The sequence below is a fragment of the Halarchaeum nitratireducens genome (genome assembly GCF_014647155.1).
In the GTDB taxonomy this organism is placed as follows: Archaea; Halobacteriota; Halobacteria; order Halobacteriales; family Halobacteriaceae; genus Halarchaeum; species Halarchaeum nitratireducens.
In genome coordinates this window covers 151787-170269 of sequence record NZ_BMOQ01000004.1, presented here as the reverse complement: position 1 = coordinate 170269, position 18483 = coordinate 151787, and the positions used below count along the sequence as shown (strand labels likewise).

Genomic DNA, 18483 nt, shown 5'->3' with positions numbered 1-18483 from the left:
CCGCCCGAACATTTGCAGAACGGGGAGAGGGGATCGAGAGCGGGCGTGGAACGAAAGCGACGGTAGAGCGAGCGAGTGGAGTCGAAGGTGAATGGAGCCGGGGACAGAGGGAGTCGAGCGCGGAGGGACGAACCCGACGGCGGTCACGTCGCGTCCAGACGCCGACACCCCCGCTGGAGATCGCCGCGGAACATTTGCAGAACGGGGGGAGGGGGTCGAGAGCGGGCGTGGAGCGAGAGCGGACTCGAAGCGAGAGCGGGCCGCGGAACGAACGCGACGGTGAGGACGGACGCGGTCGGCGGCGGACATCGGCTTCGAGACCCGCCGTCTCAGTCGTCGGCGGGGGCGTCGGCACCGGCGGTGGGGCGTCGCACGTCCCGGTCGGTGGTCTCGCCGTCGATGTCGTAGGGGTATTCGCCGGTGACACAGCCGAGGCAGAGGTCGGCGCGCGAGCGCCCGAGCGCCTCCGTGACGGCGTCGACGGAGAGATAGGAGAGGCTGTCCGCGCCGATCTGCTCGGCGATCTCGTCGGCGGACTGCTCGGCGGCGATGAGTTCGTCGCGGGTCGCCATGTCGATCCCCATGTAGCAGGGGGCGACGATGGCGGGCGCGCCGATCCGGATGTGGACCTCCTCTGCGCCCGCCTCGCGGACGAGCTGGACGAGCTGATTCGAGGTCGTCCCGCGGACGATGCTGTCGTCGATGATGGTCACCGACTTGCCCTCGACGGTCGAGCGGATGGGGTTGAGCTTCAGGCGGACGGCGCGCTCGCGGGCCTCCTGCGTCGGCATGATGAACGTCCGGCCGACGTAGCGGTTCTTCATCAGCCCCTCGGCGAACTCGACGCCCTCGCCGTCGCCCTCCTGGGACGCGTCGGCGTAGCCGGAGGCGAACGCCCGCCCCGAGTCGGGGACGGGCATCACGACGTCGCTCTCGACGTTGGACTCCTCCCAGAGCTTCCGGCCCAGCTCGCGTCGAACCTCGTAGACGAGCTCGCCGTCGATGGTCGAGTCCGGGCGCGCGAAGTAGACGTGTTCGAAAAAGCAGTGGGCGGTGTTGTCGCGTTCGACGAGCTGATACGAGTCGAATCCGCTTCCGTCCTCGTGGAGCACGACGAGCTCGCCGGGACGGACGTCGCGGACGAGAGTGCCCCCCAGCGTATCGATGGCGGCGGACTCCGAAGCGAGGACGTAGCCGTCGTCGACCGCCCCGATACAGAGCGGCCGGTTCCCCTCCGGGTCGCGGACGCCGAGGATCGTGTCGTCGTGACTGATCGTGAGCGCGTACGAGCCGTGGATGCGGTTCATCGTCCGCTTGACGGCGCGCACGAGGTCCTCCTCCAAGAGGTTGCGCGCGAGGTCGTGCGCGATGACCTCGGTGTCGCCGTCGCTCGTGAACGCGTGGCCGGAGGCGGCGAGTTCGTCGCGGACGCTCGCGGCGTTGACGAGGTTGCCGTTGTGGCTGAGCCCGAGCGCGCCGCCCTTGAACGAGACCGTGAAGGGCTGTGCGCACGACTTGTCGACGCTCCCCGCGGTGGGATAGCGGACGTGGCCGATGGCCGCGCTGCCTTGGAGCGCCTCGATGTCGTCCTCGTCGAACGCGTCGCCGACGAGACCCATCTCGACGTGGTCGTGCTGCTGGAAGCCGTCGTGGGTGACGATCCCGGCGGACTCCTGCCCGCGATGCTGGAGCGCGTACAGCGCGTAGTACGTCGGGAGCGCGGCCGGGCGCTCGCCGAGGGAGACACCGACCACGCCGCACTTCTCCCGCGGTCCGCTCTCGACCGTCTCGTCCCGCCCTGTCATGGTCTCTCCTGCGTTCGCATCACGTAAAACATCCGTGGTTGTGAAGCGATCCGCCGCTATACCGCCCACAGTATACACGTTCGTGTAACGCCACTGGTCGTCCCGATCGAGACGCGTGCGCCCGTACGCCGACCGACCGGCGACGAGACTGACGAGGCGGAGTACCGAGACGGTGCCGGACAGGAACGCACGGGCCGTCGGTTCGGGGAGCGAACCGCCGCGGTCACGAGACGCGACCGAGGCGACACTGAACGCGGCGGAGTTGACACCGATCGCGAACGATCGCGGGTGGCCGTAGATAGTCGCAGACGGAGCCGCGGCTACGCGGCGTGAGAACGAAAGAGAGAACGGGTTATTCGCCCTGCTTCGACTGCCACTCGTAGCTGCGGCGCTTCGCGGACTTGCCGAAGCCACAGCTCGAACAGACCTTCTTCCGCGAGTGGTACGACTTCTCGCCACAGCGGCGGCACTTGACGTGCGTCGTCTTGTTCTTCTTCCCCTGGCTCGGCGTACCGGCTCCAGTCATGGGTTGATCGTTACGACGTTATCGCCGCGTATAACGATTGTGTCTTCACCTGCGTCGGTGTTCTCCAGAACGAGGTTCATGTGCTGGTCGTAGCCAGTGAGGACGCCGGTGTGCTCTCCACCGTCCTTGAGTGCCACGGTCACGGTCTCTTCGAGGGAAGCCTCGAGGACGTCCAGCGGTCGGCCGCTCATACAACATCGGGTGCCCGTCGCACGCTTAAACGTACCGACTCATCCGGCGCGCGAAACGCGTCTGACGGCCGCACTCACCGCCGCGGTCCCGCGAGGGCACCGCGCCGCGACTCGAAACGCCGGCCGGCCCGGGCTCAGAGCTCGACGGCGAACGACTCGCGCCCGGCCGCGTCGACGGCGAACGCCGCGAGGAGGTCCGCGGCGGCGTCCAAATCGTCCGTGTCGACGACCTCCGCGGGCGTGTGCATGTAGCGGTTCGGAAGTCCGAGGTTGAGCGACGGGACCCCGCTCCGGGCGGTGTAGAAGGCGTCGGCGTCCGTCCCGGTGCGGATCCCGGTGGCCTGCAGCTGGACGTCGATCCCCTCGTCGGCCGCGGCGTCGCGGACGGCCCCGACGACCGCGCTGTGGTTCGTCGACCCGCGCGCGACCACGGGCCCGTCGCCGAGCGCGATCTCGTTGTGCTTGTTCCCGGGGAACTCGGGGTGGTCGGACGCGTGCGTGACGTCGACCGCCACGGCCGCGTCCGGATCAAGGTCGTAGCCGACCATCTTCGCGCCGGAGAGGCCGACCTCCTCCTGGACCGTGGAGACGGCGTAGACGGTCGACTCGGCGCCGCGTTCGGCGGCGCGTCGGAGCGCCTCGGCGGCGACCCAGATCCCGACGCGGTTGTCGAGGCCGCGCCCGGTGAGCAGCGATCCGCGGAGGGGGGCGGGCGACTGCGCGATCGTCACCGGGTCGCCGACGCTCACGATCTCGCGGGCCGCCGCCTCGTCGGCGGCACCGACGTCCACGGTCATCTCCTCGATGTCGTCGTACTCCGCGTCGTCCCGGTCGCGGACGTGGATGGCCGCCTGTCCGATCACGCCGTTCACGGGCCCGTCGGCGGTGTGGACGTGCACCCGCCTGGCCTTCGAGACGGAGTTGTCGCTCCCGCCGACGGGCGCGAGGTGGAGGTACCCGTCGGAGTTGATCGCCGAGACGACGAAGCCGATCTCGTCCGCGTGACCGCCGACGGCGATCTCGGGGCCGCTCCCGCCGTCGTAGACCGCGATCGCGTTCCCGTAGTCGTCGGTGCGGACGTCGTCCGCGAAGCGCTCGACGTACTCGATCCAGACGCGCTGGGCGGGCGTCTCGAAGCCCGAGGGGCTCGCCGTGGCGAGCAGGTCGGTGAGGAACTCCCGCTGATCGTCGTCCATACCGACCGGCGCGGCCGGCGCGGGGAAGAAGCCACCGGAACCCGACCGACCGTGACGCTTCGTCGCCGCCGTCGCCTCCGTCGCGGCGGACGCGCCCGCGGTCCGCGGCGGACGCGTCGACGGTCGCAACCCACTTGCGCCTCCGCGACGACGTACGCCTATGGGCATCATCGAATTCCACGTGCACGACGGCCTCTCCTTCGAGGCCGAGTTCGGCGACGAATCGAGCGGCGACGTCGGCATCGCGCCGGTCGACGGGGAAGAGACGGACGAAGTCGACGGCGCCGGGGTCGGGTGCGGCCGCGGCGAGTCCAAGGCCCTCGGCCTCTTCGTCGTCCTCGGCTTCCTCGTCGTCACCGGGCTCCTCGTCAAGCGCAAGCTGGGCGGCGCCGCGACCGACACCGAGATCTGAGCGGCTCCCGACTGAGGACAAGGCCTATCCCGACACGGCACCGATTTCGGGTATGACGCTTCTCGACAGCGCCCGTGCGGTCGCGGGCGCGTCTGGCGACGACGCCGTCGACTGGGCGGCGGTCGCCGACGCGGCGAAGGGCGCGACCGACGCCGGCGCGCTCGACCTCACGTCCGCCGACCGCGAGGGGTACGCGAGCGACGTCCGGGCGGCCCGCGCGCGCATCCGCCGCGTCTCCGGCCTCGATTTCGACGTCCCCGAGACGATCGACGTGCAGAACCGCCACCACTGGATCGACGCGAACGTCGAGACGTTCCGCCGGGCGTTCGCGCCGCTCGAACGCGAGGCCGCCTTCCCCGGCGTCGCGCGCACGTTCAACACCGCGACGACCGCCGGGACGCTCTCCTTCGTCGCCGGCCGCGTCCTCGGGCAGTACGACCCCCTGTTGCTCGCGGAGAGCGACGACCACCGGCTCTACTTCGTCCACCCGAACATCGTCGCCGCGGCGATCTCGATGGACGTCGCCGTCCCGCGCTTCCGACGGTGGATCGCCTTCCACGAGGTGACGCACGCCGCGGAGTTCGGAGCCGCCCCGTGGCTTGGCGACCACCTCGAAACGCGGTTGCGGGAGGGCGTCGACGGCCTCTCCCGGGCCGAACTCCACGCGGACGCCTTCAGCGAGCTCGTGACGACGATGACCGCCGTCGAGGGGTACGCCGAGCTCCTGATGGACCGGGCGTTCGACGACTCCTTCGACGACCTCCGCCGGAAGCTCGACGAACGCCGTCGCGACGAGGGACCGCTCGGGGACCTCCTCAAGCGCCTCCTCGGCTTCCACCTCAAGCGCGAGCAGTACGAACGCGGGAAGGCGTTCTTCGACGCCGTCGCGGACGCCCGCGACGTCGAAACCGCCGGGCTCGTCTGGGAGTCGCCGGAGCACCTCCCGAGCGACACGGAACTCGACGAGCCGATGCGCTGGGTCGCCCGCGTCGCCGCGTAGCGGGGCGGGACCGCTCGGGACGGATCGGGACCGGGCGGAATCGCGTCATCCGTCCCCGCCCGCCGTCCGCAGATTATGTCCTGTCCGCCGTCCGCGTATCGTTCCCTATCCGCCGTCCGCACGTCGTCTCCTGTCCGCCGCGGGCCGCAGTCTCCGCTCCGTCGACTCGGCGTTACCAGTCGGGATACTAACACTCAAGTCGTGGACGCCCCTCGCGTCGATCATGCCGTCGGTGGCGAACGCGATCCTCGTCGGCCTCGTCGTCCTCCTCTGGGCCGCGCTCATCCTCTACGGCTCCTCCGTGGTGTGGTGGATCGTCGAGGTCGTCGCGCTCCGGTCGGGCGTCCACGACCCCGGCGAGGACTTCGCGCACGGCCTCGACGAGGTACAGGTGCGGATACTGACGATCGACGCGGCGGACGTCGTGCAAGCGACGGTGAACAGCGTCCCGGACGAGGTCGACGACGTCCGCGTGATCGCCGAGGCACCGATCGACGTCGAGGGCGCGACGGTCCACGTCGTCCCCGAATCCTTCGACTGCGTGGCGACGAACAAGGGCCGGGCGATCGAGTGGGCGCGCCGCGAGGTGCCCTGTGAGCGCGAGTACGTCCTCTACCTCGACGAGGACACGCTGGTCACCTCGTTTACGGGCCTTCCGGACGCGGACGTCGTGCAGTTCACCGAGAAACCCATCTACACGGGATCGTGGCTCACCTACGTCTGCGAGGTCTTCCGCGTCGGGTATCAGACCGAGCAGGTCGGCTTCGATAGCCTCCGCTACCCGCTCTACGCGTGGGGCGGCGGCATCGCCTTTCGACGCGAGCTCGAAGACGCGGTGACGTGGGACGCGGCGACCGTCACGGAGGACACCAACTTCGTCTGGCGGGCCGCCGAACACGTCGACCTCGATTTCACCGTCGTGAACGCGCGCTTCCGCAATCAGGCCCCGCCATCGCTGAAAGCGATGATCAAACAACGTCGGCGGTGGCTCTCGGGGACGATGCAGGACGACACGCTCCCCACGGCCTACGTCCCGCTCGCGCTCACGCGCGTCGTCGCGTGGGCGTTCAGTCCCCTGGTGCCCCTGCTCGTCGTCGGCACGTACCTCGTCCCGGGGGGCGCACCCGACCTCCGGCTCTACGGGCTCATCTCGACGGCCCTCCTCTGCGTCCTCTTCTGCTACACCACGCTCGGCTGTCGCGCCTACGATAAGCACCCGTTCGTCTGGCCGGTCTTCCTCGTGGCGACGCCGCTCGCCGTCGTCCTCCACGCCATCGGCGCGTTCTGGGGCGTGATCGACCCCGTCAAGACCTTCGAGGTGACGGAGAAGGTGACCCCGGAGACCATCGAGGACACCCACGAGCCGCTCGAACGGGGCGACATCGCCGAGCACGACGGGACGGGGCGGCTCGTCTCGGCGCACGCCGACCGCGAGGACCTCGGCTGGCAGATCTTCGACGACTAGCGACAGCGTTTTTCGCCGTCCGCGACTACCGCCGGGCGTGACTATCCGGGGCGACGTGACGGCCGTCGGAGACGGACGGACGGTCAGCACGCAGTACGGCGAGCGCGACCTCGTCGAGGTGACGGTCGACCCGGGCGACGCCCCGTCCCGGACCCTGACCCTCTGGGGGAAGTGGACGGAGACCGCGGACTACCTCGAACCCGGAATGGAACTCCTCCTGACCGATCCCGAGGAGCGCGAGTGGAACGGCGAGACGCAGTATTCGACTTCGAAGGGCTCCTACGTCGTCGTGGAGCCCGACTACCTCGTCGACGTGACGGACATCAGGGAGTGGGTACAGTGTCCCCGACAGTACTACCTCTCGAAGCTCTCGGGGCTCCCGCTCAAGTATCCCGTGGCGAAGGGGACGCTCGTCCACGAGGTGTTCGGCGACCTCCTGCGCGGCCGGGACCTCGACGACGCCATCGACGACGCGGTGGACGACGCGGGCCTCGAACTCGGCCTCCTCGGCGAGGACCCCGAGTCGGTCCGCGAGGAGGTGCGCCAGCACGCCGCGGCCATCGAGGGGTGGCTGAATCAGGGCCTCCTCACGGAGGAGGACGACTGGCGCTCCGAGTACACCCTCATCTCGGACACGTTCGGAATCAAGGGCCGCTGTGACGCCATCCGCCGGGGGATGCCCGTGGAGTTGAAGACGGGGAAGAACACGAACCGCGACCCGCGCTTCCACGACAAGATCCAGGCGGCCTGTTACGCCCTGATGCTCGAAGAGCGCGGCGTCGAGGCCGACACCGGGACCTTGCTCTACACGAAGAACGCCGCGGTCGACCGCGGCGAGGAGAGCGGCGACCTCTCGCCCGCCAAGGAGTTCTCGATCGGGCCCGGCCTGCTGGAGTTCGTCGTCCGCTCGCGCAACCGCCTCGCCGCGATGGAGCACGACATGACGGTGCCGACGGGCAAGGAGTCGAACGCGAAGTGCGAGTACTGCTTCTCGCAGGACGCCTGCATGGTCGTCTCCGGTCGGCTGAACCAGGAGTCGAAGGCCGGGCAGATCGGATCGATGCTCCCCGAGGCCGAGCGCGACTACTTCGAGGCGCTCTACGAGGCGATCGAGGCCGAACGCCGCGAGATCCACCGCGAGTACGTGAAGCTCTGGGAGCAGACGCCCGACGAACGCGCCGACGACGACCGGGCCGTCATCGGCCTCGAACCCGACGGCCGCGAGGAGCTCACTGACGGCCGCTGGCGGCTGCGCGCGCGCCGTCCGGCGGCGGCGTCCTCGAAGATCCGCGAGGGCGACCGCGTGCTCGCCAGCGACGGCGACCCGGTACACGGCATCGCGGAGATGGGTCGCGTCGAACGCCTCGACGAGGAGCGGGTGGTCGTCACGACGGACGAACCGCTCGATCTTCGGCGGGTAGACGTCTACCCCTCGGAGCTCTCCGTCTCGCGGATGCTGACCGCGCTCCACGACTTCGTGCTGAAGGGCGACCAGCGGCGCAAGGACGTCCTACTCGGCCGCGAGTCACCGACGTTCCGCGACGGGGAGCGCGACGTCGTGTCGAACAACGAGGCGCAGAACGCGGCGGTGAATCGCGCGCTGAACGCCGAGGACTTCGCGCTGATCCACGGGCCGCCCGGGACGGGCAAGACGTACACGATCGCCACGCTCGTCCGCGAACTCCTCGCGCGCGGCGATCGCGTCCTGCTCTCCGCGTTCACGAATCGCGCGGTCGACAACGCCCTGGAGGCCGTCGAGGAGCAGGGCGTCGACGACGTCGTCCGCGTCGGCACCGAGACCGGCGTCCGCGAGGACATGCGCGAGTACCGATTGGAGAACGCGGGCGGCCCCCACGAGCAGGCGGACGCGCTCGGTGCGGCGTCGCTCGTCGCGGCCACCACGTCCTCGTGCGGGTCGCGCGTGATGCGCTCGCAGGAGTTCGACGTCGTGCTCGTCGACGAGGCGAGCCAGCTCACCGAACCGGGGGCGCTCGCGGCGATCAACCGCGGCGCGACGTTCGTGCTCGTCGGCGACCACCACCAGCTCCCCCCGGTCGTGCAGGCCGGCGGTCGGCTCACCACGTCGCTCTTCGAGCGCCTCATCGAGGAGCGCCCCGAGGCGGGCGTTCTGCTGGAGAGTCAGTACCGGATGCGCCAGCGCATCCAGGCGTTCTCCTCCACGGAGTTCTACGGGGGCAGACTCCGTCCGGCGAGCGGGGCGGTGGCGACGCAGTCGCTCGCCGACCTCGGCGTCGATACGGACGACGCGGACGTCGTGGACGGCGTCGGGTTCGTGGACGTCACGGGTACGACGGACGCACACGTCGACCCGCGGGAGGCCGAGCGGGTCGCTGAGATCGTCGACGCCCACCTCGACGCCGGCCTCGATACCTCTCAGATCGGCGTTATCGCGCCGTTCCGCGCGCAGGTGGGCGAGATCGGCCGCCGCGTCCCCGAGGGGGTCGCGGTCGACACCGTGGACCGCTTCCAGGGCTCCGCGAAGGAGGTGATCGTCGTCTCGTTCGTCGCCACCGGGAGCCTGGACGGGCCGATCTTCGAGGACTACCGGCGGCTGAACGTCGCCCTGTCGCGGGCGAAGAAGGCGCTCGTGCTGGTGGGGGACGCGGCCGCGCTCGGCACCGACGACTTCTACGCGCGGATGCTCGACTGGGCGCGCCGCTAGCGATGCGAGTGTCGGTCCTCGGGACGGGAAGCGCGCTTCCGGACGGCGAGCGCGCGCAATCCGGGTTGCTCGTCGGCGACGGTGGGGCGCGCGTGCTCGTGGACTGCGGGAGCGGCGTCCTCGAACGCCTCGCGCGAACCGAGACCGGACCGACGGGTCTCGACGCCGTCTGCCTCACGCACCACCACCTCGATCACGTGAGCGACCTCCTCCCCCTGTTGAAGTCGCGGTGGCTCGCGGCCGGAGACGACGGTCCCGCGGCGCTCCCCGTCGTCGGCCCACCCGGGACGACCGAGCTGATCGACGACCTGCTCGACGTCCACGCCTACCTCGCCGATCGCGTCCGGGTCGAGCCGCGCGACGTCGCCGGCGGCATCGCCGGAACAGCCGGACTCGTGTCCGTCCTCTTCGCCGGGGACGTGCTGACCGGCTATCGCGCCCGCCCCTTCGAATCGCTCGGCTCGTTCGTCGGCGCACAGCCCGATCCCGCGGTCGGCTTCCTGCTGTTCGCGGCGATCGGGGTCTTCGCGTGGCCGCTCGTCTACCTCAGCCTCCGCGAGTGCCTCCCGGGCGGCGTGCCCGGGGCTCGCGGCGTCGTCTTCGCCGTTCCGCTCTGGATCGGCTACGCGGTCGTCTTCGGCCTCGGTGCCGGCGAAGGCGGGTCGCTCGTCGGCTTCCCCCTCGTGACGCTCGTCGCGCATCTCGTCTACGGCGGACTGCTGGGATTCGTCTCAGTCCGCCTCGGCGACGGCAACTTCGACGCGACGGTCTGATCCCGTCAGCTCAGCCGATAGCGTAACAGCGCCGCGATCCCGCCGAGGTTGCGGAGGCGCTCGCCGGGCGCGAACTCGTGGCTGAACACCGTCACGTCGCCGCCCTGTCGTTCGACGCTCGTGATGACGTCGTTCACGTCGACGTCCCAGTCGCCCTCGCCGGCGCGTTCCTTGCGCAGGCGCTCGTCGAGGACGAGCAGCGTCTCCACCGCGCCGAACTCCGCGGCCTTCGCCACCTCCTCGATCCCGTACGCGACCGGCTCGTCCGTCCCGAGGCGCGCCATCAGCTCGTCGATCAGCTCGGACTCCTCGGCGATCCGCGTCTCGGCCTGTACGTCCTCGACCGCGCCGCGCTTGAGCACCTCGTGGACGCCGCGTCCGCCCGCCGCGGAGGTGTCGACGGTCGTGACGCGCTCGACGAAGTCCATGTGCTGCTCGTCGAAGTAGTCGAGCGCGTCCTGCTTCGTGAACCCCGGGCCGGCGAGGATGACGGCGTCCGGGTCCATGCGTTCGAGCGCCCGGCCGAGTTCGGCGAACAGCTCCTCGCGCCCGCGGGCGTACTCGCCCTTCCCGGTCGTGCCGGTGAACGACCCGGACTCCTCGACGCCGTACTGTTGGACGGTGTGGACGTACGCCTCGCCCTCCTCGATCGTGGCGATGGCGACGTCGGGCTGATCGGCGGCCTCGACGGCCTCCTCGACGCGTTCGATCTGATCGGGCTGCCACAGCTTCGTGACCGTGATCTCGTCGAACGCCTCGACGTTCAGCGTGTGGTGGAGCCCGAGCTGGTCCTCGCGCGAACAGTCGGCGATGACGCCCGAGACGCGCAGGCGGTTGGCGAACTTGTGGAACTCGACGTCCTCGACGTCCAGGGCGATCCACATCGGCTCGCGCTCCCCGCCCGTATCGCGCATCTGATCGTCCGCGCGCTGGATGCGCCGGGTCGTATCGCCCGAGACCCGATCCCCGGGTTCGAGGACGTACGCGAGGTGCCAGAGGTCGTCGAGGCTCTCCGGAACGAGCGTGAGCCGCTCGCCCCCGCCCTCACGCGCCTCGCGCTCTTTGATCTGCATACGCGAGACTCCGAGGCCGCGGGCCTTGTGTCCTGCTACTCACGCGTCGCGTGGCGACGCGTTCGTCAGTGGAAGCGGGGTGCTTCCGCGCTACTCGCGCCTCACGGCGCGAATCGGCAATGCGGCGGTCTCACGCTACTCGCGCCTCACGGTGCGAATCGGCGATGCGGCGGTCTCGCGCTACTCGCGTCGGTCCTCGGTATCGGTGTCGTCATCCGCCTCCGTCTCGTCGCCGACGCCCTCCGTCGCGTCCGAGAGAGCGGCGCTCTCTTCGTCATCGCCCGACTCGGACCCGTCCGTGGTCGTCCGCGCAGTCGACTCGGAGGGGGGGATGTCGTCGTCCCGTCGATGGTCGCCATCGTCGGATCCGGTCGCATCGCCGCCGACGTCACCGTCGAACTCGCGGTCGAGGCCCATCGCGTCCGCGTACGCCTCGGCGTAGCAGTACCACGAAACGACCTGCGCGTAGAAGATCACGAAGACGCCGACGAAGAAGACGACGAGGAGGACCTGTCCGACGGCGTTCCCGACGACGGCGACGACGAGCGCGAGCAGCCAGCCCACGAGATACGTCGTGTTCAGCGTCGCCTCCTTCAGCGCCGTTATCGAGAACGCGGCCATCACGTCGTCCTCCCGGATCCAGTTCGCGACGGCCGCCGGATAGACGTACCCGACGAGCGCGCCGTAGACGAGGAGGGCGAGGAAGACGAAGGCGGTGAACGCGAGTCCGAGGAACGATCCCGCGTCCGATGACACCTGCGTCGCGTACGCGAGGACGGCGGCGACGACAGCGAAGAACACGACGCCCACGACGACCGGGATTGCGTACACGACGCCGACGAGCAGCATCTTCAGACCGTCGACGAAGAGGGCGGCCCAGTCCTCGAACGTCGGCGGGTTCGGATCGCCGCGGAGGCGGTGACGCATCACGTCGACGAGGTAGCCCTGAACGAGCACGCCCGGAACGAGCGCGAACGGTAACGCCAGGAAGCCGATGAACAGGAAGGAGAGGAGGACACCGAGGCCGGTGATGATGAGCGCTGCGATCGCGAGACCACCACCGATGAGGAGCGTGGTCGTCGACTCCTCACCGCGTAGCGGGTACTTCAGGGCGTCTTCGAGCATACCCGGGACGACGCCCGGCGACGTGAAAAGCGTGGGGTCCGTTCCGGTGCGTTCGTCCTCCCTCTCGCGGGTCGCGTCACTCCCCGCTCGGGTGTTCGGTCGCGCCCTCGCTCGCGCTCGGTTGCGACCGACTCCTCGCGGGGGCACTCCGTTCCCCGCTTGGTAACTGGCGACCCCATCGGGGTCGCCTATTCCTCCGCGATGCGGCTCCCGCCCGGCGGCATGAACTTCTGGATCTCGTCGGGCGAGGCCACCTTGCGGACGAAGGACTCGTCCGCGAAGCGCTCGCGGAACGTCCTGTACACGCGCTTGGCCGCGTCGCCCTGCGCGAACTTCCCGGGTTCGAGCGCGACGGTCGTCTCCGCCCGTCCCTCGATGGCCGACGGTGGGCCGCCGACGACGCGCGTCGAGGGCTCGCAGGTGATACCCACCGCACAGCCGACGGGCGTGTTCTCGAAGTACGTCCGGTCACCGCGGATCGTGAAGCCGCCCTTCGAGAGGTACTCGCCGGACTCCGCGGTCTTCGAGACCTGCTCCGGCATCACCATGTAGGCGTCGCCGGCGCCCCGGCCGTCCTTCCACACCGAGGAGTACGTGACGGCGAACTGCGCGGCCTCCTCCAACGAGGACTCGGGCACCTCGATGTCTTGGGAGGGCTCGCTCGGCGCGGAGGTCTTGAGCACCGTCACGGGACCGCCGTGGGCCTGCGCGTGGAAGAAGCGGTCGTAGCCGTCCATGTACTTCTCCACGATCTCCTCGTTCTGATCGGCGTTCCGGCCGCCGATGACGAGGAAGCCGTCGGACGTGCGGAACCACCGGAAGCGATCGTACCACTGCTCCTGCTTGCGCACCGGGATCGACGCCCGCGAGAGCCAGTCGATGTCCTCGGGTTCCTCCTCTTCGGGCTCCTCCTCTTCGCGTTCCTCCTCGCTCCACGCCTCGCGGCGCGCCTGCCAGTCTTCGAGTTCCTCGCGGGTGTTCTCGATGGCCGCGAGTGCGCCCTCCTTTTTCTCCTCGACGCGCTTGGCCTCGCGGTAGAGCGCGTCTGCGTTCTTCTCGACGCCCGCGTCGGGATCGAGGCCGATCGCGTGGCCGCCGAGGCGGAGGCGGACGAGGCCGTTCTCGGGGTCGACGCCGGCGACGTGCTCGGCCGCCTCGATCCCCTGTTCTTTGCCCTCTTCGAATCGCTCTTCGACGTCGTCCCAGCCGTAGCCCGCGGCGAGCGCCTCGCGGACCGTCGAGAGCACGTCGTCGACGAGATCGTAGCGCTCGTAGAGCAGTTCGGCCTTCTCGCGTTCCTCCTCGGCCTGCTCCTCGAAGTTCGAGATCGCGCCCTCCTGCTGCTCGATGATGCGTTTTCGCTTGGCGATCTCCTCCTCGAAGGCGGGCTTGCTCGTCGTCTCCTCGGATCCCTCGTCGGCCTCCGTTTCGAGGTTCGTGAAGTAGTCGTCGAGCGCGGCGTTGAACGAGTCGAACGCCTCCGCGGGGAGGTCGGCGCGCTCCTCCAAGGGCAGCGGCGTCACGTCGACGCGACGCCCCTTCTCGGCCGCCTCGTCGTCACCCTCACCGCCGTCCGCCGTTCCCCGCTCGTAGTAGACGCGGGGGTCGGTGCGCCCGGCTTTCACGTCGTCGAGCAGGCGCTCCATGGCGTCGTAGATCGCCTCGAACTCCGCCTCGCCCGCGTCCTCGATGTCCTTCGTCTTCTCGACGCCGGCGCGCGTACAGAGCTCCTCGCCGTAGAGCCCACCGAAGTTGAGCTGCGTCGCAACCGTCCGCACGAGGTCGGTGTCCGATTGGCGCATCCGCTCTGCGAACCCCTCGTAGTCGAGTTCGAGGGGGTTCACCCGCGACTTCGGGAAGCCGTACTGGCTCCCGGGCGCGACCGTGCGGGACTTCAGGCGGACGGTTTCGAGGCTGTCGACGACCTCGCCGTTCTGATCGAGCACCGCGATGTTGCCGTCGCCGAACAGTTCGGCGACGATGGTGGTGTCCTGGTCCTCGCGGCGGAACTCGAACTCGAGGATGCGATCGAAGCCGTGCTGGCGCACCTCGTGGAGGTTCGCACCCGAGAGCCGGTTCCGAAGCATCTTGGCGAAGTTCGGTGGTCGCCCGGGCGCGTTCGGTACGTGCTCGGGGCGCGCGACGTTCGCGCGCTTGGTCTCCCCGACCTCGACGAGGAGTTCGACGCGTCCCTCGTCGAAGTCCCGCATCTTGAGGCGGACGAGGTCGTCGCCGTAGAGATAGGCCTTGTCGACCACCGCGCCCGCGTAGCCGTTCAGCTCGGCCGTGAGGGCGACGAGGTCGATGCTCGTCAGTTCCCGCTTCTCGTCCATGATACGCCCACTAGCGCGGTGGTCCCCTTTTGTACTGCGGTCTACGCGGGCCCGCAGGGACCGCGACGAGAGCGAGCGCGGCGTCGAGGGTCGTGTCGTCACGCGACGATCGACGCCGACTCCCGTACTTCTATGCCGTCCGGCCCCGACGGCTCCGTCATGGAGATCGCAGTCTACGGCGCGGGCGGCGTCGGCGCGTACTACGGCGGCCGCCTCGCCCAGCAGGGGCACGACGTCACCTTCATCGCGCGCGGCGAGCACCTCGACGCCCTCCGCACGGAGGGGCTCGCGGTCGAGAGCGTCGCCGGCGACTTCGAGGTCGACTGTCCCGCGACGGACGACCCCGCGGCCGTCGGCGAGGTCGACCTCGTGCTCTTCTGCGTGAAGTCCTACGACACCGCGGACGCCGCGGCGTCGCTCGACGCGATGCTCCGCCCGGACTCCGCGGTCCTCTCCCTGCAGAACGGCGTCGACAACGAGGACGTCCTCGCGGACGTCGTCGGCACCGAGCGCGTCTGGGGCGGCGTCACGTACATCTTCAGCACGATCGCGAGCCCCGGCGTCGTCGAACACACCGGCGGCCCCGGTCGCGTCATCTTCGGGCAGTACCACGACGTCGACGGGCCGGCCCCCGATCGGCCCGCACTCGCGGACGACTTCCTCGACGCCTGCGAGGCGGCGGCGGGAATGCGCGCCGATTACACCGACAGCGTCCACGCGACGCTCTGGGACAAGTTCGCGCTCATCTGCGCGCAGGCGGGCCTCACCGCCGCCACGCGCCAGCCGTTCGGCGTCATCAACGACACGGACGAGACGTGGGCGCTCTATCGGCGCGTCATGGAGGAGGTCGTCGCCGTCGCCCACGCGGAGGGCGTCCGCTTCGAGTGGGACCCCGTGACGAAGTGGCTCGATGCGATGACGTCGATGGACAACGACGAGAACTACTCCAGTCTCCACTACGACCTCACCCACGGCAAGCGCATGGAACTCGACGCCCTCCACGGGAGCGCCGTCCGGCGCGCCCGCGAGCGGAACGTCGACGTTCCAGCCGTCGAGGCCGTCAACGCCATCCTCCGCCCGCAGGCCGACGCGAACGAGCCCTGACGCGCCGATCTCCCGTGAGACACGTAGGCAAACCACCGGAACGGCTTAGCGCGGGCGTCCGGTACGGGTCGCCGTGAGCACCCTCTCCGTCCTCCTCACGAACGACGACGGCATCGACGCGCCGGGCCTCGAACGCCTCCGTGATCGCCTCGACGCCGACCACGACGTCACGGTCGTCGCACCTGCCGGCCAGCAGTCGGGGACCGGGCAGACGCGCACCGCCGGCCCCGTCGAGTACCACGACCACGCGCGCGGCTACGCCGTCGAGGGGACGCCCGCCGACTGCGTGGCGGTCGGCCTCGCCGCGATCGGGCTCGAACCCGACGTCGTCGTCTCCGGCTGTAACGACGGGCCGAACCTCGGCGCCCACGTCCTCGGGCGCTCCGGGACCGTCGGCGCCGCGATGGAGGCGGGCTTCCTCGACGTGCCGGCCGTCGCGCTCTCGATGTACGACTGGGACCTCACCGATCCCGACTGGGAGCCCACCACGGAGACGTTCGACCTCGCCGCGGAGGTCGCCGCCGACCTCGTCCCGGCGTTCGCCGCCGGCGACGTCCTCCCGAGCGCCGACTACCTCAGCGTCAACGCGCCCGCCAGCGATCAGGCCACGGCGCCCGTCCGACGCGTCACCCGTCCCTCCGAGGAGTACGAGCTCGAAGCGACCGTCACCGGCGCCGGCATCGATGTCGAGGACCGCTTCTGGGCCGAGTTCCTCGAACGCGACGTCCCCGACCCCGAGGGGACCGATCGGCGCGTCTGCGTCGACAACGAAGTCTCCGTGACGCCGCTCACCGCCCCGCACGGCGTCCCCGAGGACGTCACGCCGGGCGGCGTGCTCTGAGTCGACCCGCTGGAAGCGACGACGCGGGGGGATCAGACTACCCGAACGGACCGGGCGAGCCAGCGACGTAGGACGAATCGAACGGAGCGGACGAAGCGGGCCGGACGCGGGTTTATGCCCCACCGCCGGACAACGCGCCTCCCGTGACCTGAGAGCGGTCGCGGACCGCCGTGCGAAACGCGACGGCGGGCGGTCCGCGGCGGACGGTGCCGTCGTGTTCGCCAATCGCTCGCGACGCTCGCGGCCGGGACCGCTGGTGCAGTTTAGAGCTCCTTCACCACGTACGGCCCGTCCTGGTGGTAGCCGAGCTTGCGCTTGTAGTACTGGCGCGCGCCGATCCCGGAGATGACCGCGAGCGTCTCGTAGCCGGCGTCGCGGGCGCGTTCCTCGGCCTCGCGCATCAGGCGGCGGCCGTAGCCGCGGTGTTGCTGGTCGCCCTCGCCGCTCGCCTCGCCGACGCTCACCGCGTCACCGTAGACGTGGAGTTCGCGCAGGAGCGCGGCGTCCTCCAGCTCGCGGCGCGCCGTCTCGCCCGGGAAACGCAGGCGCGCGAAGCCCACCAGCAAGTCCTGCTCGAAGTCCTCGAAGCTGATGAACTGCTCCGTCCCGCCGGCGGCCTCGTACTCGATCGTCCCCATCTCGACGGTCTCGGGCTCCGCGTCGTTCATCCCGACCTCGCGACAGCGGATGCACGAGCACTCCCAGCCGTGCTCGTCCATCTTCTGCCACGCGAGCTGTCGGAGGTTCGACTTCCAGACGCCCGCGTCGATGAAGTCCGCGGGGATGTCGCGCTGGACGCGCTGGAGGCGCACGTAGCGCGGGAGGTCCTTCATCACGCGCGCGACGAGCTCGGCGGCCTGCTCGTTCTGGAGGGGCTCGAAGTCGTCGCGGCGCCACTGGTCGTACACCCTCGTGCCGCGCACGACGAGCGTCGGGTAGATCTTCAGGTAGTCCGGGCGCCACTCGGGGCTCTCGAAGAGCTGCCGGAAGTCCTCTTCCACCATCCGCTCGGTCATCCCGGGCTGGCCGGGCATCATGTGGAAGCCGACCTTGAACGCCGCGTTCCGGAGGTTGCGGTTCGCGTCGATGGAGGCCTGATTCCCGTGGCCGCGGTGCATCTCCCGGTTGATGCGTTCGTAGGTCGTCTGGACGCCGACCTCGACTTTCGTCCCGCCGAGGTCGAGCATCCGGTCCACCTGCTCGGGGTCGCACCAGTCCGGCTTCGTCTCGAAGGTCGTCCCGATGTTGCGGATGTCCCCGAACTCGTTCGCCGTCTTGACGTCCTCCAGATAGCTGAACGCGTACTCGTCGGGGTCCTGGGCGAACGAGACCCCCTCGGCGGGCGCGGGTTCGGCGTCGAGGTCGTGATCGTTCAGCGCCTCGAGACAGCGCTTCACGAACCACTCCTGGTAGTCGTGGCTGCGGGCCGTCATCGTCCCGCCCATGACGATCAGCTCCACCTTATCGACGGGGTGGCCGATCTCGCGGAGCTGATTGAGCCGCAGCGTCACCTGCCCGTAGGGGTCGTAGTCGTTCTGCTCGCCGCGCGCCGCCGCGGGCTCGTGGCCCGTGTAGGACTGCGCGCTTCCGAACTCGCTCGCGGGGCCGCCCGGACAGTAGAGACACTTCCCGTGGGGACAGAGGTGCGGGCTCGTCATCACCGCGACCGGCGCGACGCCGGACGCCGTGCGCACGGGCTTGCGCTGGAGGACTTCCTCCAGTTCCTCGCGGCGCCCCTCGGGGGCGTGATCGAGCAGGTCCGTGTGTTTCGGGACCCGCGCGACCGAGTGCTCGGAGCAGACGTCGAGCTTCGCGCTCTCCACGTCGCCCTGTCCGACGTCGCCCGAGAGGATGCGCGCGACGAGGTCCTCGCAGGCCGCGGCGAACGCCTCGTCCTCGCCGCTCTCGGCCTCGCTACTCATTGGACGTGAATCAGCCGACCACGACGCAAAAACG

15 protein-coding genes are annotated in these 18483 nt (G+C 69.8%); 7 read left to right on the top strand and 8 right to left on the bottom strand.

What is annotated here, in order from left to right:
- Window positions 1–329: 329 nt before the first annotated feature.
- The 4 genes from purF to IEX91_RS07745 all read right to left on the bottom strand — a co-directional run bounded on the left by purF (window position 330) and on the right by IEX91_RS07745 (window position 3718).
- Entirely contained in the window at window positions 330–1805 is a 1476-nt protein-coding gene (gene purF / locus IEX91_RS07760) for an amidophosphoribosyltransferase (RefSeq protein ID WP_188878149.1), read from the bottom strand.
- A 352-nt stretch (window positions 1806–2157) separates the two neighbouring features.
- Window positions 2158–2331, bottom strand: a complete 174-nt coding sequence (locus IEX91_RS07755) for a 50S ribosomal protein L37e (RefSeq protein ID WP_188878148.1) — start codon at window positions 2329–2331, stop codon at window positions 2158–2160.
- Window positions 2328–2522, bottom strand: coding sequence for an LSM domain-containing protein (locus IEX91_RS07750; protein WP_188878147.1), 195 nt, complete (start codon window positions 2520–2522; stop codon window positions 2328–2330). Before IEX91_RS07750 ends, IEX91_RS07755 begins: the two co-directional genes overlap by 4 nt.
- A gap of 134 nt (window positions 2523–2656) precedes the next feature.
- Window positions 2657–3718, bottom strand: a complete 1062-nt coding sequence (locus IEX91_RS07745) for a M20/M25/M40 family metallo-hydrolase (RefSeq protein WP_188878146.1) — start codon at window positions 3716–3718, stop codon at window positions 2657–2659.
- Between the two features lie 160 nt (window positions 3719–3878).
- Between IEX91_RS07745 and IEX91_RS07740 the strand changes: the two genes are divergently transcribed.
- The 5 genes from IEX91_RS07740 to IEX91_RS07720 all read left to right on the top strand — a co-directional run bounded on the left by IEX91_RS07740 (window position 3879) and on the right by IEX91_RS07720 (window position 10051).
- Complete coding sequence (locus tag IEX91_RS07740; RefSeq protein ID WP_188878145.1) at window positions 3879–4130, top strand: hypothetical protein; 252 nt, start codon at window positions 3879–3881, stop codon at window positions 4128–4130.
- A gap of 52 nt (window positions 4131–4182) precedes the next feature.
- Window positions 4183–5130 carry a zinc-dependent metalloprotease gene (locus tag IEX91_RS07735; protein WP_188878144.1) on the top strand — a complete coding sequence of 316 codons (948 nt, stop codon included), beginning with the start codon at window positions 4183–4185 and terminating at the stop codon, window positions 5128–5130.
- Window positions 5131–5353: 223 nt separating this feature from the next.
- The gene (locus IEX91_RS07730) at window positions 5354–6595 is read left to right on the top strand and encodes a glycosyltransferase (RefSeq protein ID WP_188878143.1); all 1242 of its coding nucleotides are present in this window, start codon (window positions 5354–5356) and stop codon (window positions 6593–6595) included.
- A 37-nt stretch (window positions 6596–6632) separates the two neighbouring features.
- A complete protein-coding gene (locus IEX91_RS07725; protein WP_188878142.1) occupies window positions 6633–9278 on the top strand; it encodes an AAA domain-containing protein in 2646 nt (881 codons plus the stop codon).
- 2 nt (window positions 9279–9280) lie between these two features.
- Window positions 9281–10051 (top strand): DUF6789 family protein, encoded by a 771-nt coding sequence (locus IEX91_RS07720; protein ID WP_188878141.1) that lies wholly within the window; start codon window positions 9281–9283, stop codon window positions 10049–10051.
- A 5-nt stretch (window positions 10052–10056) separates the two neighbouring features.
- Here the strand turns inward: IEX91_RS07720 and IEX91_RS07715 are convergent, their stop codons facing one another.
- The 3 genes from IEX91_RS07715 to rqcH all read right to left on the bottom strand — a co-directional run bounded on the left by IEX91_RS07715 (window position 10057) and on the right by rqcH (window position 14582).
- Window positions 10057–11124 carry an mRNA surveillance protein pelota gene (locus IEX91_RS07715; protein WP_188878140.1) on the bottom strand — a complete coding sequence of 356 codons (1068 nt, stop codon included), beginning with the start codon at window positions 11122–11124 and terminating at the stop codon, window positions 10057–10059.
- A 180-nt stretch (window positions 11125–11304) separates the two neighbouring features.
- Window positions 11305–12249 carry a DUF4013 domain-containing protein gene (locus IEX91_RS07710; protein WP_188878139.1) on the bottom strand — a complete coding sequence of 315 codons (945 nt, stop codon included), beginning with the start codon at window positions 12247–12249 and terminating at the stop codon, window positions 11305–11307.
- A 188-nt stretch (window positions 12250–12437) separates the two neighbouring features.
- On the bottom strand, window positions 12438–14582 hold the full coding sequence (rqcH, locus tag IEX91_RS07705; RefSeq protein WP_188878138.1) for a ribosome rescue protein RqcH: 2145 nt from the start codon (window positions 14580–14582) through the stop codon (window positions 12438–12440).
- Between the two features lie 159 nt (window positions 14583–14741).
- Between rqcH and IEX91_RS07700 the strand changes: the two genes are divergently transcribed.
- Both IEX91_RS07700 and surE read left to right on the top strand, forming a co-directional pair.
- Complete coding sequence (locus IEX91_RS07700) at window positions 14742–15686, top strand: ketopantoate reductase family protein (protein ID WP_188878137.1); 945 nt, start codon at window positions 14742–14744, stop codon at window positions 15684–15686.
- 73 nt (window positions 15687–15759) lie between these two features.
- On the top strand, window positions 15760–16527 hold the full coding sequence (gene surE / locus IEX91_RS07695) for a 5'/3'-nucleotidase SurE (protein WP_188878136.1): 768 nt from the start codon (window positions 15760–15762) through the stop codon (window positions 16525–16527).
- Window positions 16528–16790: 263 nt separating this feature from the next.
- Here the strand turns inward: surE and IEX91_RS07690 are convergent, their stop codons facing one another.
- Complete coding sequence (locus IEX91_RS07690; RefSeq protein WP_188878135.1) at window positions 16791–18449, bottom strand: tRNA uridine(34) 5-carboxymethylaminomethyl modification radical SAM/GNAT enzyme Elp3; 1659 nt, start codon at window positions 18447–18449, stop codon at window positions 16791–16793.
- Window positions 18450–18483: the final 34 nt, after the last annotated feature.

Coding starts and splice junctions, on each gene's coding strand:
- purF (WP_188878149.1), bottom strand. CDS start 1,805: ATGACAGGGCGGGACGAGACGGTCGAGAGCGGACCGCGGGAGAAGTGC.
- IEX91_RS07755 (WP_188878148.1), bottom strand. CDS start 2,331: ATGACTGGAGCCGGTACGCCGAGCCAGGGGAAGAAGAACAAGACGACG.
- IEX91_RS07750 (WP_188878147.1), bottom strand. CDS start 2,522: ATGAGCGGCCGACCGCTGGACGTCCTCGAGGCTTCCCTCGAAGAGACC.
- IEX91_RS07745 (WP_188878146.1), bottom strand. CDS start 3,718: ATGGACGACGATCAGCGGGAGTTCCTCACCGACCTGCTCGCCACGGCG.
- IEX91_RS07740 (WP_188878145.1), top strand. CDS start 3,879: ATGGGCATCATCGAATTCCACGTGCACGACGGCCTCTCCTTCGAGGCC.
- IEX91_RS07735 (WP_188878144.1), top strand. CDS start 4,183: ATGACGCTTCTCGACAGCGCCCGTGCGGTCGCGGGCGCGTCTGGCGAC.
- IEX91_RS07730 (WP_188878143.1), top strand. CDS start 5,354: ATGCCGTCGGTGGCGAACGCGATCCTCGTCGGCCTCGTCGTCCTCCTC.
- IEX91_RS07720 (WP_188878141.1), top strand. CDS start 9,281: ATGCGAGTGTCGGTCCTCGGGACGGGAAGCGCGCTTCCGGACGGCGAG.
- IEX91_RS07715 (WP_188878140.1), bottom strand. CDS start 11,124: ATGCAGATCAAAGAGCGCGAGGCGCGTGAGGGCGGGGGCGAGCGGCTC.
- IEX91_RS07710 (WP_188878139.1), bottom strand. CDS start 12,249: ATGCTCGAAGACGCCCTGAAGTACCCGCTACGCGGTGAGGAGTCGACG.
- rqcH (WP_188878138.1), bottom strand. CDS start 14,582: ATGGACGAGAAGCGGGAACTGACGAGCATCGACCTCGTCGCCCTCACG.
- IEX91_RS07700 (WP_188878137.1), top strand. CDS start 14,742: ATGGAGATCGCAGTCTACGGCGCGGGCGGCGTCGGCGCGTACTACGGC.
- IEX91_RS07690 (WP_188878135.1), bottom strand. CDS start 18,449: ATGAGTAGCGAGGCCGAGAGCGGCGAGGACGAGGCGTTCGCCGCGGCC.